Raw genomic sequence first — 14,293 nt, 5'->3', positions numbered from 1 at the left:
AAACTCTCGCACCTTTAAGCAATGATCCCATCGTCATGCTCAGCGCAGTCCCCTGAACATGATCAACTCAGCCCTAAACCGGCTACCTCATGACGCCGCTGTTACACCACGCCGTGGGACACGATCGTTTGCTGCGGCAATTTGCCATTAACCGAGCAACAACCAATTCACGTGTTACCTTTCGGTGAGTTGCATTCCATGTGTGTTCTAAATGCTGACCAAAGCAACAAGTGAGGGTCCACACATGAAATTCGATTCAATTGGCGCGAAAGTTTCGGTGGGTGGGGCGCTTTCATTTGCATTTGCGGCAACAGCGGCTGCAGCGGGATTGTGGGTATACACCCGCTATTAAGACGGCGTCGACAAAGCCGTGTCAGCCGCCCGCGTTCTTCGCAAACATGTGCAGGCCGATATGATGCATGATGCGCTGCGCGCGGATGCACTCGCAGCTCTGCTGGCTTTCGATCCAGCTTCGGCCATCGACACGCCGACTCAGGTCAAACAGGACAGGGAGGAACATAGTGCCATCTTTGAAAAGGCTGTGGCCGATTCCAAAGCCACCGCCGGAGACCCGAAAGTCAAACAGGCCCTAAATGAACTGGCACAGCCCCTTACCAACTATATCGATAGTGCCAAATACATCGTCGGAAGGTCTGCCAGTGATCCTGCGGCTACGCGCAGGCATTTTTGATCCAGTCCCCGGCGACCCACTCAGGCCTGACCGCACAGACCTGCGGTGGCGCAAAGAGGGCCGCCTCTTGAGTGTATTGGAAATTGAGCAACAAGGGAAATCTGGGCGATGGGCGCTTGGGGGCTGGGCCTATTCGCAAGCCAGTAACGACTCACTCGTCCGCCTTCAGAGCGGCAACTCAGGTCTTTATGGGACGGTCGAACATGATGTCGACAATGCCACCAGCGCCTTCTTGCGGGCTGGAACGGCTAAGTCAGATTTCAATGTTGTAGATCGCTATCTGGGCGCAGGCATTGTATGGTCAGGAGGTTTGGAAGGCCGAACAGAGGATCAATTCGGGATCGCACTGGCACATGTGCGGACCACACCTGAGGCCCGTTTCGTGGGCCTTTTCAGAGTCTGAAAAAAATCTTGAGATGACTTATCCCACACCAATCGGCGGCGGACTTTCCCTGCGGGGCGATGTTCAACATGTCATCGACCCAGGTGCTAGCCCGGATAGCAAAAGTGCACTGGTCGCAGGCGTCCGCTTGAGCTGGGCTTTTGGTGATGATTGATGCTGAGAAAAATGCCCTTCACCGGCGGTGGCCGGTGAAGGGCGTAAGTGTCGCATGAAGATTTAGACGAGATCGAAGCGATCCAAATTCATGACTTTGGTCCAAGCGGCTACAAAGGCATCGACGAAGCGGGCGTTGCCATCTTGGCTAGCGTAGACTTCTGCTAAAGCTCGCAATTGCGAGTTGGAGCCGAAGACCAAATCCACCCGTGATGCGGTCCAGACGATCGCTCCAGTTTTGCGGTTGCGACCTTCAAAGTGGCCTTGCGCTTTTGCGGATGGAGCCCAAACCACGTCCATATCGAGCAAGTTCACGAAGAAGTCTGCGGTCAAAGTCCCTGGCGCGTTGGTAAAGACCCCTTCGCTCGCCCCAGAAGCATTGGCACCCAATACCCGCAAGCCACCGACCAGCACCGTCATTTCCGGCGCGCTGAGGGTCAGAAGTTGGGCACGGTCTACCAAAAGCTCCTCAGCCGAAACGGAGAGATCAGACTTCTGATAGTTACGGAACCCATCGGCGACGGGTTCCATAACTTGGAACGAAGCCACATCGGTCTGCTCTTGGCTGGCATCCATCCGCCCTGGGGTGAAGGGAACTTCGACTGGATGACCGGCCTTGGCAGCAGCTTGCTCAATCCCGACTGAGCCTGCCAGAACAATCAAATCCGCCAAAGAGACCGTCTTGTTGCCAGCGGCTTTCGCGTTGAAACCAGCTTGAATAGCACGCAAATGATCTAGCGCCTTGGCCAATTTTTCTGGCTGATTGACTTCCCAGTCTTTCTGAGGGGCCAGAGCGATCCGCGCCCCATTAGCCCCACCGCGCTTGTCCGATCCCCGGAAGGTCGAGGCCGAGGCCCAAGCCGTTGACACCATTTCAGAGACGGTCAAGCCGGAAGCTCCGATCTCTGCCTTCAATGCAGCAATATCGGCTGCATCCACCAAGTCGTGGTCACGGGCTGGGATTGGATCTTGCCAGATTAGCTCTTCTGCAGGAACCCAAGGGCCCAGATGCAGGGCGCGTGGGCCCATGTCGCGGTGGGTCAGTTTAAACCAAGCCCGGGCAAAGGCATCGGCAAACTGATCTGGGTTTTCATGGAACCGCTTGGAAATCGGTCCATAGATGGGGTCAAACCGCAGCGCCAGGTCAGTGGTGAACATGACGGGCGCATGGCGCTTGGTAGGGTCATGCGCATCAGGAACCAAGCCATGGGCATCAGCTTCTGCCGGCACAAACTGGATCGCACCGGCTGGGCTCTTGGTTTGCACCCATTCGTAACCAAACAGATTGTCGAAATAGTTGTTGTCCCACAGAATCGGATTGTTCGTCCAAGCGCCTTCTAAGCCGCTGGTGATGGTGTAGACGCCATTTCCGCTACCAAAGCTATTGGCCCAGCCTAACCCTTGTTCTTCAATGGTTGCGCCTTCAGGCTCTGGGCCGACATATTTGCCGGGGTCCGCGGCGCCATGGGCTTTACCGAACGTATGACCGCCTGCGATCAGGGCGACGGTTTCTTCGTCATTCATCGCCATACGGCCGAAGGTATCGCGAATATCAAAAGCTGAAGCCAAGGGGTCTGGCACGCCATTGGGGCCTTGTGGGTTGACATAGATCAAGCCCATTTGAACGGCTGCCAAAGGATTTTCGAGGTCGCGCTCGCCGGAATAGCGCTGGTCGTCCAACCAGCCCTTTTCTTTGCCCCAATAGATGTCTTCTTCGGGCTCCCACACATCCGCGCGGCCACCGGCAAAGCCAAAAGTCTTGAAACCCATGGATTCAAGGGCGCAATTGCCAGTGAGGATCATGAGGTCGGCCCAGGAAATGGCGCTGCCGTATTTTTGTTTGATCGGCCACAAGAGGCGACGGGCCTTGTCGAGGTTGCCGTTATCGGGCCAGCTGTTCAATGGCGCGAACCGCAAGGTTCCCGCACCTGCACCACCCCGGCCATCGCCGGTGCGATAGGTGCCAGCGCTATGCCAAGCCATCCGGATGAAGAAGGGGCCATAGTGGCCGTAATCGGCTGGCCACCAGTCTTGCGACTGGGTCATCAAAGCCATTACATCGGCCTTAAGCGCGTCGAGGTCCAAGGCTTGGAAGGCAGCAGCATAATCAAAGCCATGCGCCATCGGGTTGGACAGGCTGGTATGCTGATGCAGCATTTTCAGATTCAGTTGGTTTGGCCACCAATCGCGATTGGATTGCGTTCCGACTTTAGCGGGTTGGCCGCCGGTATGCATTACGGGGCATTTGCCTTGGGTTTCCATGTTCACGTCCTCTTCCTCAAGCAATTTGAGTCTTGAATTTCCCTTACGGCAGAAAGCTATATTGGTCCAATCGATTATATATCGTTGATCAATAGTTTTTATCTATGCTGAGTGGCGAATCCGACTTTGGTGGCGAGCTTTAGGTCGTTTTGTGAAGGCGACTTTGGTAAAAGCTCGGCTTATTCATCACGACCCCGGCCGCTTCATCCAAGGCCATCACGGCGCGCGACAGCGCCATATACTCCGCGCCGCCTGGCCGATAGGCTTGAGCCATGGTCAACAGCTGATCGCGATAAGCGCGCAGGCGCTCAAAATCCTGCTCGGGGGCAAGGAGGCCAAGATAAGAACGAGCTACCATGGCCGGCACTATGTTCCTATTTTGTTCTTTTGCAAGTTCCAAAAGCGCTGGATCGGCTGGTCGGTGACATCAGGGTGTGGATAGCACGGTATCGGAATGCCTGCTGCTTTCCTTGACGCTGCCGTCACTTTGGCTTCCTATGCTGGTAAGCCGTCTGCGATGGGCGGGGATCCTGGGGAGGGAAACACATCATGACACCACTTTTAATCGTATTGGCTTGGACTTTGGTTTTGGCTTTTGTCCAAATTCTCTTGTTTGACGTCGCTCGGACCGGCCAATATGGCTTGAAATGGAATATGGGTGCCCGCGATGAAACCATGCCGCCGCTCTCGCCGATGGCAGAGCGTTTGCGCCGCGCGCAAGACAATCTCTATGAGACGTTGCCTTTGTTTATTGCCGCGGTCTTGATCGCGTTTGTAGCCGGTAAGGAAAATACAATCACCGTTCTGGGCGCGCATATCTATCTATTCGGACGGATCCTTTATGTGCCGCTTTATGCCTATGGGGTGAAGACCATTCGCTCCTTGGTTTGGGTCGGTTCCACGATTGGTCTTGGCATGGTCATCGTGCCTTTGCTCTTGGGCTGATTGCGCCAACCCACACCCGCAGCATCCAGCGCCTCATAAACAGGCGCTGGATGCACGTTCTACCGCGTAGGTCCGAAGCTGACTGGACAAGCCAGACTGGACGCGCAAGATCGCCTTTGATGTCTTGTCTGATCAGATGATGGAAACCCGATGATGCGCGCCAATGCCCTTCGCCAAGCCAGCTTAGCTTTTATCGGTCTCAGCTTTGCCGCGCTCTTGTGCCAACCGGCAGTTGCCAAGACCCTGCCGTCAGAACGGGCTGCGCGCGCCTTGCATGAGCGGATTCTCACGCTCGATTCCCATCTCGATACCCCGGCTGTGGTTGCTCGCCCGGGCTTTGATATTCTTAAGCACAATGACTGGAAGACAGCATTCGCCCAAGTCGATGTACCGCGTATGAAAGAAGGCGGTCTCGATGGGGGATTTTGGGTGATCTATACCGCTCAAGGTCCGCGTACGCCTGAAGGTTTGAACGCCGCCCGTGATGCAGGCCTGATGCGAGCAGTGGTGATCCGCGAAATGCTGGCGCGCAGCCCTAAATACTTTGGTCTTGCCTTGAAGGCAGATGATGCGGCCAAGATCGCGGCCGAAGGCAAGCGTGTCGTCTTTATGTCAATCGAGAATTCCTACCCTTTGGCCAAGGACGTCTCGCTCTTGCAGACCTATTACAAGCTGGGCGTACGCCTTGTCGGGCCAGTCCATTTTTCTAATAATGATTGGGCCGATAGTTCAACCGATAAGGCCGAATGGGGCGGCCTTAGCCCAATTGGCAAGGAATTGGTGGCAGAGGCCAATCGTTTGGGGATGGTCCTTGACCAGTCACATGCGTCCGACCAAGTGCTGGACCAGATGCTGGAATTATCGACCGCCCCCATTATCGCCTCTCACAGCGGATGCAAGGCGATTTATGACCACCCGCGCAATTTGGACGATGACCGCCTCAAGGCATTGGCCGCCAAGGGCGGAGTGATCCAGATGAATGCCTTTGGCGCCTATTTAAAAGCTTTGCCGCAGACGCCAGAACGTCGGGCAGCGCTAGCCAAGCTCGCCGCAACCTATCCCAACCTCGCCAGCCGCAGCCAAGCAGATCAAGATGCGTTCCGCCAAACCCGCGCACGCTTGGACGAGGAATTGCCCGAGAACCGCGCGACCTTTGATGATTTCATGGCCCATCTTCTCCACGCCCTTAAACTGATCGGTGTCGATCATGTCGGCATTGGGCTTGATTGGGATGGCGGTGGCGGCGTTATCGGTCTCGAAGATGCGTCAAAAGTCTGGAAGATCACGCAAGCCCTAATGGCAGAGGGCTATTCCGAAGCAGACATTGCCAAGATCTGGGGCGGTAATGTGCTGCGCGTCATGCGAGAGGCTGAAGCCAAGGCGCAGAAATAGGACGACGGGGGCAGGCATCTTGGCCAAACTAGCTGAAGCGGTTAGAAGTCTTCAATGACCCAGTTAAACAGCCAATTCCTAACCGCTTTACGTCTCCAAGTTGATTTCGCCGCCATGGCACGGATCGGCAAGACGCCGCTTGGCAATCGACTGATCGCCCCGGTTCAAGGTGGCCGTTTTGAAGGCCCGCGCCTGACGGGTGATGTTTTGCCCGGTGGCGCCGACTGGGCGCTCTATCGCGGCGAAGACCGCATGTTGGTCGACGTGCGTCTGACACTAAAGACAGATGATGGCGCGCTAATCTATCTTACCTATCAAGGTGCATTGCGGACCTCGGCAGAGGACATGACGCGATTTAAGAAGGGTGAGACCCTGTCGCCCGAAGCCTTTAATCTGCGCACCGTCACGCGGTTTGAGACTGCCGCGCCGCAGTATGACTGGTTGAACGACATGATTGGAATTGGCGTCGGCACGCAAGAGCCGACAGGCGTCGTCTATCAAATTTTTGAAGTACTCTAGCCTGCACTGGTGCGATGGCTTTACAAGCTGACGCCAAAGGCATTAGCGACACCCAATTCCTGCGCGTGAAGGGTCCTGACTGTGCCAACTGATATTGAAATTGCTCAAGCCGCCACACCAAGGCCCTTGACCGAAGTGGCAGCCAAAATTGGTATTCCACCCGACGCTTTGATCCCCTATGGCCGCACCAAAGCAAAGTTGGATACGGCAAGATTGGCTCCACGCGAGTCCGCCCAAGATGCAGCGCTGATTCTTGTCACAGCGATGAGCCCGACGCCCGCAGGCGAAGGCAAAACCACCACCACAATCGGTCTAGGCGATGGCCTAGCGCGGCTAGGCAAGTCGGTTGCGATTTGCTTGCGTGAACCCTCCCTTGGCCCCTGCTTTGGCCAAAAAGGTGGTGCGACGGGTGGCGGGCACGCTCAAGTTATCCCGATGGACGAGATTAATCTCCACTTCACGGGCGACTTTCACGCCATTACCGCGGCGCACAATCTGTTGGCAGCCATGGTCGATAATCACCTTTATTGGGGCAACGCGCTCGGGATTGATCCGCGCAAAGTGGTGTGGCGAAGGGTGATGGACATGAATGACCGAGCGCTTCGTTCGATCGTCACTTCTTTGGGCGGTAATGGCCAACCGGTTGAGACAGGCTTTGACATCACCGTCGCGTCGGAAGTGATGGCGATCTTTTGCTTGGCAACAGATTTGGCAGACCTTCAGGCGCGGTTGGGTACCATCATCGTGGCCTATCGGAAGGACCATAGCCCCGTCACCTGCGCGGATTTAAAGGCCGAAGGCGCGATGACGGCCCTATTGAAAGAGGCGTTTGAGCCTAATCTTGTGCAGACATTGGAAGGCAATCCAGCCCTGATCCATGGCGGGCCTTTCGCCAATATTGCCCATGGCTGCAACAGCGTGGTCGCCACCACGACCGCGATGGGCCTCGCCGACTTTGTGGTGACCGAAGCGGGCTTTGGGGCCGATTTGGGCGCAGAGAAATTCTTCGACATCAAATGCCGCAAGGCAGGCCTCAGCCCCAAAGCAGTGGTTGTCGTGGCCACCATCCGCTCGTTGAAAATGAACGGTGGGGTGGCGAAATCAGACCTCGGTCGAGCCGACGTCGACGCGCTGATCCGGGGTTGCGCCAATCTCGGCCAACATCTGGAGAACCTCGCTCGCTTCTGCGTGCCGACTGTGGTTGCGATCAATCATTTTGTGCAAGATTCTGCCGATGAGATCGCTGCGGTCGAAGCCTTCGTATCGAGTCATGGCAGCCGGGCGATCTTGTGCCGACACTGGGCAGACGGGGGCGCAGGCACCCAAGATCTGGCCCAAGCTGTTGTCGAACTGGTGGCGGCGGACATCGCGCGCTTCCAGCCGCTTTATGAAGACGCGCTGCCTTTGAGCCAGAAAATCGAAACTGTCGCCACGCAAATCTATCGGGCCGGAGAGGTCGTGTTCGACAAAGCCGCAAAGGCCAAATTGCGCCGTTGGCAAGAGGCCGGTTTTGGCCATCTGCCGGTTTGTATGGCCAAGACCCAGTATGGTTTCTCCACCGACCCAAATGTCTTAGGCGCGGCGCAGGGTCATGTAGTCACTATCCGCGATGTACGGCTTTGCGCCGGGGCAGGCTTTGTCGTGGCTTTGTGCGGCGACATCATGACGATGCCGGGCCTGCCCCGTACCCCTGCTGCTGAAGTGATTGGATTGGATGCAGATCGTCATATCACCGGTCTATTTTGATGGCGCAGATCCGATTGTGAACGGCCCAATAGAATCCATGATTTTGGGGTCGCTAGCAGTCTTGGCCCCGCCAAAAATATAGCCCCCAGCTTCTGCCTCCAGGCTGCGATAAGCGGCATCATAGTCCCATGTCGTCAGAAAGAGCTTTGAACCGGACAGATCGGCCTGATCGCCAAAGCTCGAGCTTGGGAAGATCAATGTGATCCGCTTGGCTTCCTTGTCTACGCTGATACTGGGGGCAGGGCCTGCTTTTGTGCCTTCTTGTGTCGCTTTCGCCCCAACATGGCTGAATAGGGCATTGGTCCAACCGTGGGCACGGAAGCGATAATGCCAAGTCATGTCGCCGGGCAATTCGCCACGCTGGTTTGGCATCGCCCGTGCGCCGGTGCCTGACTGACCTGGCAATTGGATAAAGCCGGTCAGGCTTAGGTGATCAAAGCCATTTTGTGGACTCCAAACTTGGCTGATGGCACCCATGTCGAGCTCAAGCTTGAGTGCACCTCCTGCCGTTGACACCCGAGCCCCACGAAAATCCATTGTCGGTTGTGCAAAGCTCGGATCTGTTGGATAGACATAGGCAGCACCCGGTGGCCCGGTGTCGTCGCTAGAAGGGTCAGCGATTTCATTGCGCAGGCTCCAAGATGGGCGCACGTTAAACCTGCCAGCTGCTGAAGCTTGTCCCGATTTAGTCGAATAGGCCGTCACTCGGTGCGTGATGGTTTCATCAACAAAGGCGGCAGTGGACAGCTTAGCTTGCCAGCGGCCTGCGGGGTCAGCTTGGACCGATTGCGCCTCGCCCAAATTGCCATCTAGAACCAGCTTAAGTTCTTCTCCGGGTGCGGCTTGGCCGCGCACCATCAAGGTGGGCTCAGTTACCGGGCCTTGCGGTAAGGCGTCTAGCGACAGAGTAATCGGGGCTGCTTTCAAGCTGAGAGGGGGGGCTTTTGAGACCCGCCACACGCTGCCAGCATGTGGGGCAAGCTGTGCCGTAAGGCGCTGGTTCTGGCCGACGACAAGGAGGGGTGCTTTACCGTCCATCGCAAACAAAGGCTGTAAAACCGTGCCAGATCCTTGGCCAATATCGAGATTGTCCAGAAGCACGGGTTGGTCTGCCGTATTCATGGCAACCAAAAGGGTCTCGCTGCCATCCTGCATCAGATAGACCAATGCCCCAGCACCAGCAGCTTCCCCCGCCAGAACCTTGGGCGTGCCGCGCGACAGAACCCGGTTTTCCCGGCGCAGCTTGGTCAGGCTCGCGATGTAGCGATAAAGTGGGCTGTTCGTATCGAAATGATCGCGCCCACCAGAGCCCCAGCCTTTGGCAAACATGGCCGCGCGCTGCACGGTGAAGCCTTGCTCGGTGCCATAGTAAATCACAGGGATCCCGGGCAATGTCATCATCATCAATAGGTTTTGGCGTAGCCCTGTTTCAGTGCCGCCACTCAAAAATCGGTCGACATCGTGATTGTCGAGGAAGCTTGGCATCAGATGGGGCCGCTGGTGCAGCGCCATCATGTTCTCGATCCGAAAGGCTAATTCAGCAGGTGGTCTGCCGCGCGCGAACACATCTGTGGCCGTGCCATAGAGGGGGAAATTGATCATGCCGGGGGCGCGGGCTTCGCCATTTGGCCCAACCAGATAGCTATTGATCCGCCGCGCGACCTTGTCTTCAAAGCGGCGATCCATGCCAAAGCCTTCACCGAAGACATGGAAATTGTCGCGGCCAGTCCGTCGCGCCACCTCAGCAATACCTGGTGCCTTTGGGTCCTTGCTATACATGAAGTCGGTTATGAGCTCGGGCGGGACATAGAAGATCGTATCAACACGGAAGCCATCGACACCGGCTTCTTTGATCCAATGGGCATAGGAATCGCGCAAAGCTCGCTTCACCAAAGGATTTTCAGTATTGATGTCATCAAGACCGCTCAATTGGAAACTAAGCTCTTGGTCCCGCTCGGAAAGGTTCTTGATATCGGGCGTCCAGTGGTAAATTCCGGCCTCGCGGTCCGCCGGGCGACGGGGGTCGTTTAAGGAAAACGGATATTGGGTTGGCGCCGCCATGGGCACGGAATTGGGATAAGGCACGTAGCCTTTCACTGGGTCGCCGGGGTCGTACTCGGACCCATAATTGAAGAAATTGCCGGTGTGATTGAGAACAATATCTTGGATCAGATACATGCCTTTCCCATGCAAGGCGCGGGATAGATTTTGATAGTCCTTGAGTGAGCCTAAGTGCCGATCAATCGCTTTGAAGTCACTGGCCCAATAGCCATGATAGCCGCCATAGCCTGTCGCAGGGTCCAGCCATTGGTTTTCCACCGGCGGCGTCACCCAGACTGACGTCGCGCCCAGACCCTGAATATAGTCAAGGCGCTTTTCAACGCCCTTTAAATCTCCGCCTGAAAACCGTCCCCGTTGAGCGGGATCAAACTCACCCTTGCCTTGGTCATTATTGCTGGGGTCGCCATCTTCAAAACGATCCGTCATGACAAAATAGATCACCTGATCGCGCCAATCAGGCGACGGCACATGCAGAGGACCGGGGGTTTGAGCCAGCGCACCACCACCTGCCAAGGGCACACAGGTCAGGGCAGCTAAGCTCAGTCCCTTGAGAAGCGAACGAAGGGTCATGCGGATGTCCTTGTGGGCTGAGGCAAGCTGCGCTCTTGACCTGCTTGTCGATACGTACGCGGGGTTAGTCCAAACCTTTGTTTGAATTGGAAGGCAAAATGGGCGGGGCTGGCAAACCCTGCGTCTTGGGCAATGATACCAATAGCCTCGCGGCCTTGCACCAAGCGCCTAGCGGCCAATTGCAAACGATAAACCCGCACATAGGTCGTTAGGCTCATGCCCATGATCTCAGCAAAGCGGCGGGAAAAATAATTGGCAGACATGTGACATAGCGAGGCCATCTGCTCCAACGTCCATTCCTTGCCCGGATGAGCGCGCAGCGCGTCGAGAGCTGGACGCAGACGATCGACCGGTAGCGCCACTTTTTGGCCTTGGCGTTGCGCGCGCGCCCTGGCGATCCGCGTCGCATAGGCGGCCCAAACGATCAGCTCCGCCGTCCGCGTCACAATCGCCGTTTGGGAAATGGATTGGCCAGCTTCCAACAAAAGATCACATAAAGTGTCGAGCTGTTTGGCTTGGCTTTCAGATGGGACGCCATAAAACGGGTGCGCCAAATCCAGTTCAGGGACCGCTTGAGAGAGCGCCTGAACCGTATCGGCATCTAATTGCACCAGCACCCAAGACTTCTCGCCCGGACTAAACAAATAATCATGGTGGCACATGGGCGGCACATACACGACGCTGCGCGGATGTAGCGGAATCTCCTCACCATCGAGCCAGAATGACCCGGTCCCGGACTCAAAAATCACCAGTTCGGCGACGCTATGATAATGGGGAAAGCGGTCTAGACCCGGCGCATCTTCGCCGTGCTGAACCCGTTCTGCCCAAACGGTCATGCCCGGGGCTAATTCGACGGGTTCGCAAAGATGACGCAGCGGCATAGCGCCACCATGGCTTGAAATGAGGCCGGGTGCAAGATTGGGCGGGCTGACGAGGTTGTGAACCTTTTGGCTAAACGCGGCCCAAATCAGCCCATCAACTGTCGTGCCAAATGGTCCCCCACGCGCAGCGCATTTGCGACAATGGTCAGGGTCGGATTAACCGCAGCGGACGATACAAACACGCTTGCATCCACCACATAAAGATTGTCCAGATCATGGGCCTTGCACCATTTGTCGATAACCGAGCTTGTCGGATCATCCCCCATGCGAAGGGTCCCGCATTGATGGGCCGTGCCGTAAAGCGGTAGCTCTTGGTCGATGGTGAAATTGGCTTCAAACAGGGACGAGCGCTCACGAGTGAAGCCTTGTAGACCTGTCTCTAGCTTTTCAACGAGCTTTTTGTGAGCAGTCAAATCGCCTTCGGTATAGGAGAGTTTGATTCCGCCATTTTCGTTCAGCGTCACCCGATTGTAAGGCCGCGGCAGGTCTTCGGACATCACCAAAAAGCTGACCATACGTTCGGCAATAGCATCGCTAAAAGAGTCCGGGATCAGATTGGGGTTCACGACATCGGCTAATTGCCCTTCCAACGTTTGGCCAGACATGTATTCCAGCATTTGAATCTGCCCCATGGGATAGGGGAATTGTTCTTGTGAGTCGCCGTAGTAGAAATCATTCACGCACAAGGTTTTTGGAAAACTGGATTCAAAACGCGCGAGCAGCGATACTGAAAGCACTGCCGAGGTGGAATGATACATATAATTGCGCCCCACTTGGTCTGAGCTATTGGCGAGGCCATTGGGATGTTTGGGGCTAACGGATTTCAAAAGTAGGGCTGCCGAATTGGCAGCCCCTGCTGCCAACGCGACATAATCGGCAGTGAAGGTCACTTCCCCATCTGGTCCAGACGCCACCACTTCCGTGATTTTTTTGCCGTTCGCGTCGGTCTTCAACTCCAGAACTTTATGGCCCGGCAGAAGCGTAACGCTGGGATAAGCTTCAAGAGGCTTCAAGGCAGCAGTGCGTGCATCCACTTTGGCCAGCAAGCGGCAGGGGAAGCCGCCGCAAGTCTTGCACCGAACACATTTGCCCTCACGCGGATTCTCATCATTGCGGCGGATGCCCAAAGGCAGTGGCGAAGGTGTCCAGCCCAAGTCCTCAAAATGCTCTTTCAATCGGATCATGCCCGGATCGTGCGCCAGGGCAGGAAAGGGGTAGGGTGGGTCATTCGGGTCATCTGTGGGGTCAATGCCGCGTTCGCCATGAACCTCCCACATGCGCTCAGCCACCTCATACCACGGCCGCATATCTTCATAGGTGACGGGCCAAGCGGGGCTAATGCCATCAAAATGCTCCATCCGCTCAAAGTCCAGAGACTTAAAGCGCATTAAGGCTGCACCATAAAAGCTCGTGTTGCCTCCAACCCAATAATGAGTGTTGGGTGTGAAGGGGTTATCGTCCTTGTCTGTCCATTGCTCGTCCGTGCGATAAATCCGGTCGACGAAAACCCGTCTTGGGTCCCAATTCTCGCGACCAACTGGAAGATGTTCGCCGCGCTCGAGGATGAGAATAGACTTTCCGGTCCCCGCCAAGGCTTGAGCAAAGCTAGCACCCCCGGCGCCGGAACCGATGATCAGAATGTCATAATGGGGCATGTTTGTCTCGTGAGGCAGTAGGGTCGGGCAGGGCAAATTTCTTGGCTTGAGGGCGGATGAGGGCCGCCGTCCAACTATCCGGCAGAACCTTCATAAATGCAACCGCAAGTTTGTTTGGCCAGCCAGGGACAACCACTTCCTTGCCAGCCTCATTGGCGGCTATGGCAATTGCAACCACGTCCTCGGCTGTTTGTTTGTAGAGATTGGACTTGGCGATCAATTGATCGGTGCCATTGGCTTTGGCAAAGTCGCTTTCAGTCTGGCCAGGGCAAATGGCGGTGACTAGGACGCCTTTGTCGGCTACTTCGGCAGCCAGCGATTGGGTCATTTTCACGACAAAGCTCTTGGCGGCAGGGTAGAGCGTATGGCCTGCCGCGCCTGAGGAAAAGGCAACCATGCTGGCGACATTAATGATGCGTCCATAGCCGCGTTGAACCATGCCCGGCAGAAGGGCATGGGTGAGGCTGACGACGGATGTTACAAGAACCGCAACAAAATCAGTTTGCTGTTCGGGTTTGGTAGCCAGGAAAGTCTGAGGCAGGGAATAGCCGGCATTATTGACCAGAATGTCGCACGATCGTCCGTGTTCTGCCAAAGCTGTCACGATTAGGCCGGTCGCTTCTGGCTTGGACAAGTCAGCTTGGACCGCAAAAGCTGAAATCCCATGTTGCTGAGACAAGGCCTTTGCCAAGGCCTCCAGTCGATCAAGTCGGCGGGCGACAAGGCAAAGGTCGACCCCCCGCTTGGCATAGGCGCGAGCAAACGCCTCGCCAATGCCAGACGAAGCCCCCGTGATAACGGCGAGTCGACGTGGCAAAGAAGTCTGGGTCATGTTGAATCGCCTCCCTTATTCAAACGCAATCACCTTAAAGCGAATTGTCAAGGCACGGATCGTGTCCCATGGCGTGGTGTAACAGCGGCGTCATGATGTAGCCGGTTTAGGGCTGAGTTGATCATGTTCAGGGGACTGCGCTGAGCATGACGATGGGATCATTGCTTAAAGGTGCGAGAGTTT

The 14,293-nt window shown here is 56.0% G+C and carries 11 protein-coding genes and 1 pseudogene; 6 read left to right on the top strand and 6 right to left on the bottom strand.

Features of this window, described 5'->3' with window-relative positions:
• Nucleotides 1-370 precede the first annotated feature (370 nt).
• Both ACIQ20_RS13445 and ACIQ20_RS13440 read left to right on the top strand, forming a co-directional pair.
• Entirely contained in the window at nt 371-691 is a 321-nt protein-coding gene (locus tag ACIQ20_RS13445) for a hypothetical protein (protein WP_395781112.1), read from the top strand.
• A pseudogene (locus tag ACIQ20_RS13440) lies at nt 594-1,248 on the top strand (carbohydrate porin). Before ACIQ20_RS13445 ends, ACIQ20_RS13440 begins: the two are co-directional and overlap by 98 nt.
• Before the next feature lie 62 nt (nt 1,249-1,310).
• Here ACIQ20_RS13440 and katG read toward each other — a convergent pair.
• Nucleotides 1,311-3,509, bottom strand: coding sequence for a catalase/peroxidase HPI (katG, locus tag ACIQ20_RS13435; RefSeq protein WP_395781114.1), 2,199 nt, complete (start codon nt 3,507-3,509; stop codon nt 1,311-1,313).
• A gap of 139 nt (nt 3,510-3,648) precedes the next feature.
• A complete protein-coding gene (locus ACIQ20_RS13430; RefSeq protein WP_395781110.1) occupies nt 3,649-3,867 on the bottom strand; it encodes a hypothetical protein in 219 nt (72 codons plus the stop codon).
• Nucleotides 3,868-4,058: 191 nt separating this feature from the next.
• On the opposite strand from ACIQ20_RS13430, the gene ACIQ20_RS13425 reads away from it, so the two are divergent.
• From ACIQ20_RS13425 to ACIQ20_RS13410, 4 genes are all read left to right on the top strand, one after another.
• Nucleotides 4,059-4,454 carry an MAPEG family protein gene (locus ACIQ20_RS13425; protein ID WP_395781108.1) on the top strand — a complete coding sequence of 132 codons (396 nt, stop codon included), beginning with the start codon at nt 4,059-4,061 and terminating at the stop codon, nt 4,452-4,454.
• A gap of 150 nt (nt 4,455-4,604) precedes the next feature.
• A complete protein-coding gene (locus tag ACIQ20_RS13420; RefSeq protein ID WP_395781106.1) occupies nt 4,605-5,846 on the top strand; it encodes a dipeptidase in 1,242 nt (413 codons plus the stop codon).
• Between the two features lie 54 nt (nt 5,847-5,900).
• Nucleotides 5,901-6,365, top strand: coding sequence for a DUF3237 domain-containing protein (locus tag ACIQ20_RS13415; RefSeq protein WP_395781104.1), 465 nt, complete (start codon nt 5,901-5,903; stop codon nt 6,363-6,365).
• An 81-nt stretch (nt 6,366-6,446) separates the two neighbouring features.
• Nucleotides 6,447-8,111: a formate--tetrahydrofolate ligase gene (locus ACIQ20_RS13410; RefSeq protein WP_395781102.1), complete on the top strand. Its 1,665-nt coding sequence runs from the start codon at nt 6,447-6,449 to the stop codon at nt 8,109-8,111.
• Here the strand turns inward: ACIQ20_RS13410 and ACIQ20_RS13405 are convergent.
• The 4 genes from ACIQ20_RS13405 to ACIQ20_RS13390 form a co-directional block, all read right to left on the bottom strand.
• On the bottom strand, nt 8,103-10,742 hold the full coding sequence (locus ACIQ20_RS13405) for an alpha-amylase family glycosyl hydrolase (protein WP_395781100.1): 2,640 nt from the start codon (nt 10,740-10,742) through the stop codon (nt 8,103-8,105). The two genes, ACIQ20_RS13410 and ACIQ20_RS13405, sit on opposite strands and share 9 nt — an antisense overlap.
• A complete protein-coding gene (locus tag ACIQ20_RS13400; RefSeq protein ID WP_395781098.1) occupies nt 10,739-11,623 on the bottom strand; it encodes an AraC family transcriptional regulator in 885 nt (294 codons plus the stop codon). Before ACIQ20_RS13400 ends, ACIQ20_RS13405 begins: the two co-directional genes overlap by 4 nt.
• An 86-nt stretch (nt 11,624-11,709) precedes the next feature.
• Complete coding sequence (locus tag ACIQ20_RS13395; RefSeq protein ID WP_395781096.1) at nt 11,710-13,278, bottom strand: GMC oxidoreductase; 1,569 nt, start codon at nt 13,276-13,278, stop codon at nt 11,710-11,712.
• Entirely contained in the window at nt 13,265-14,110 is an 846-nt protein-coding gene (locus tag ACIQ20_RS13390) for an SDR family NAD(P)-dependent oxidoreductase (RefSeq protein ID WP_395781094.1), read from the bottom strand. Before ACIQ20_RS13390 ends, ACIQ20_RS13395 begins: the two co-directional genes overlap by 14 nt.
• Nucleotides 14,111-14,293: the final 183 nt, after the last annotated feature.

Origin of the sequence: Aquidulcibacter sp., assembly GCF_044346625.1 — a bacterium.
Taxonomy (GTDB): domain Bacteria; phylum Pseudomonadota; class Alphaproteobacteria; order Caulobacterales; family Aquidulcibacteraceae; genus Aquidulcibacter.
This window is presented reverse-complemented; position numbering and strand designations above follow the sequence as displayed.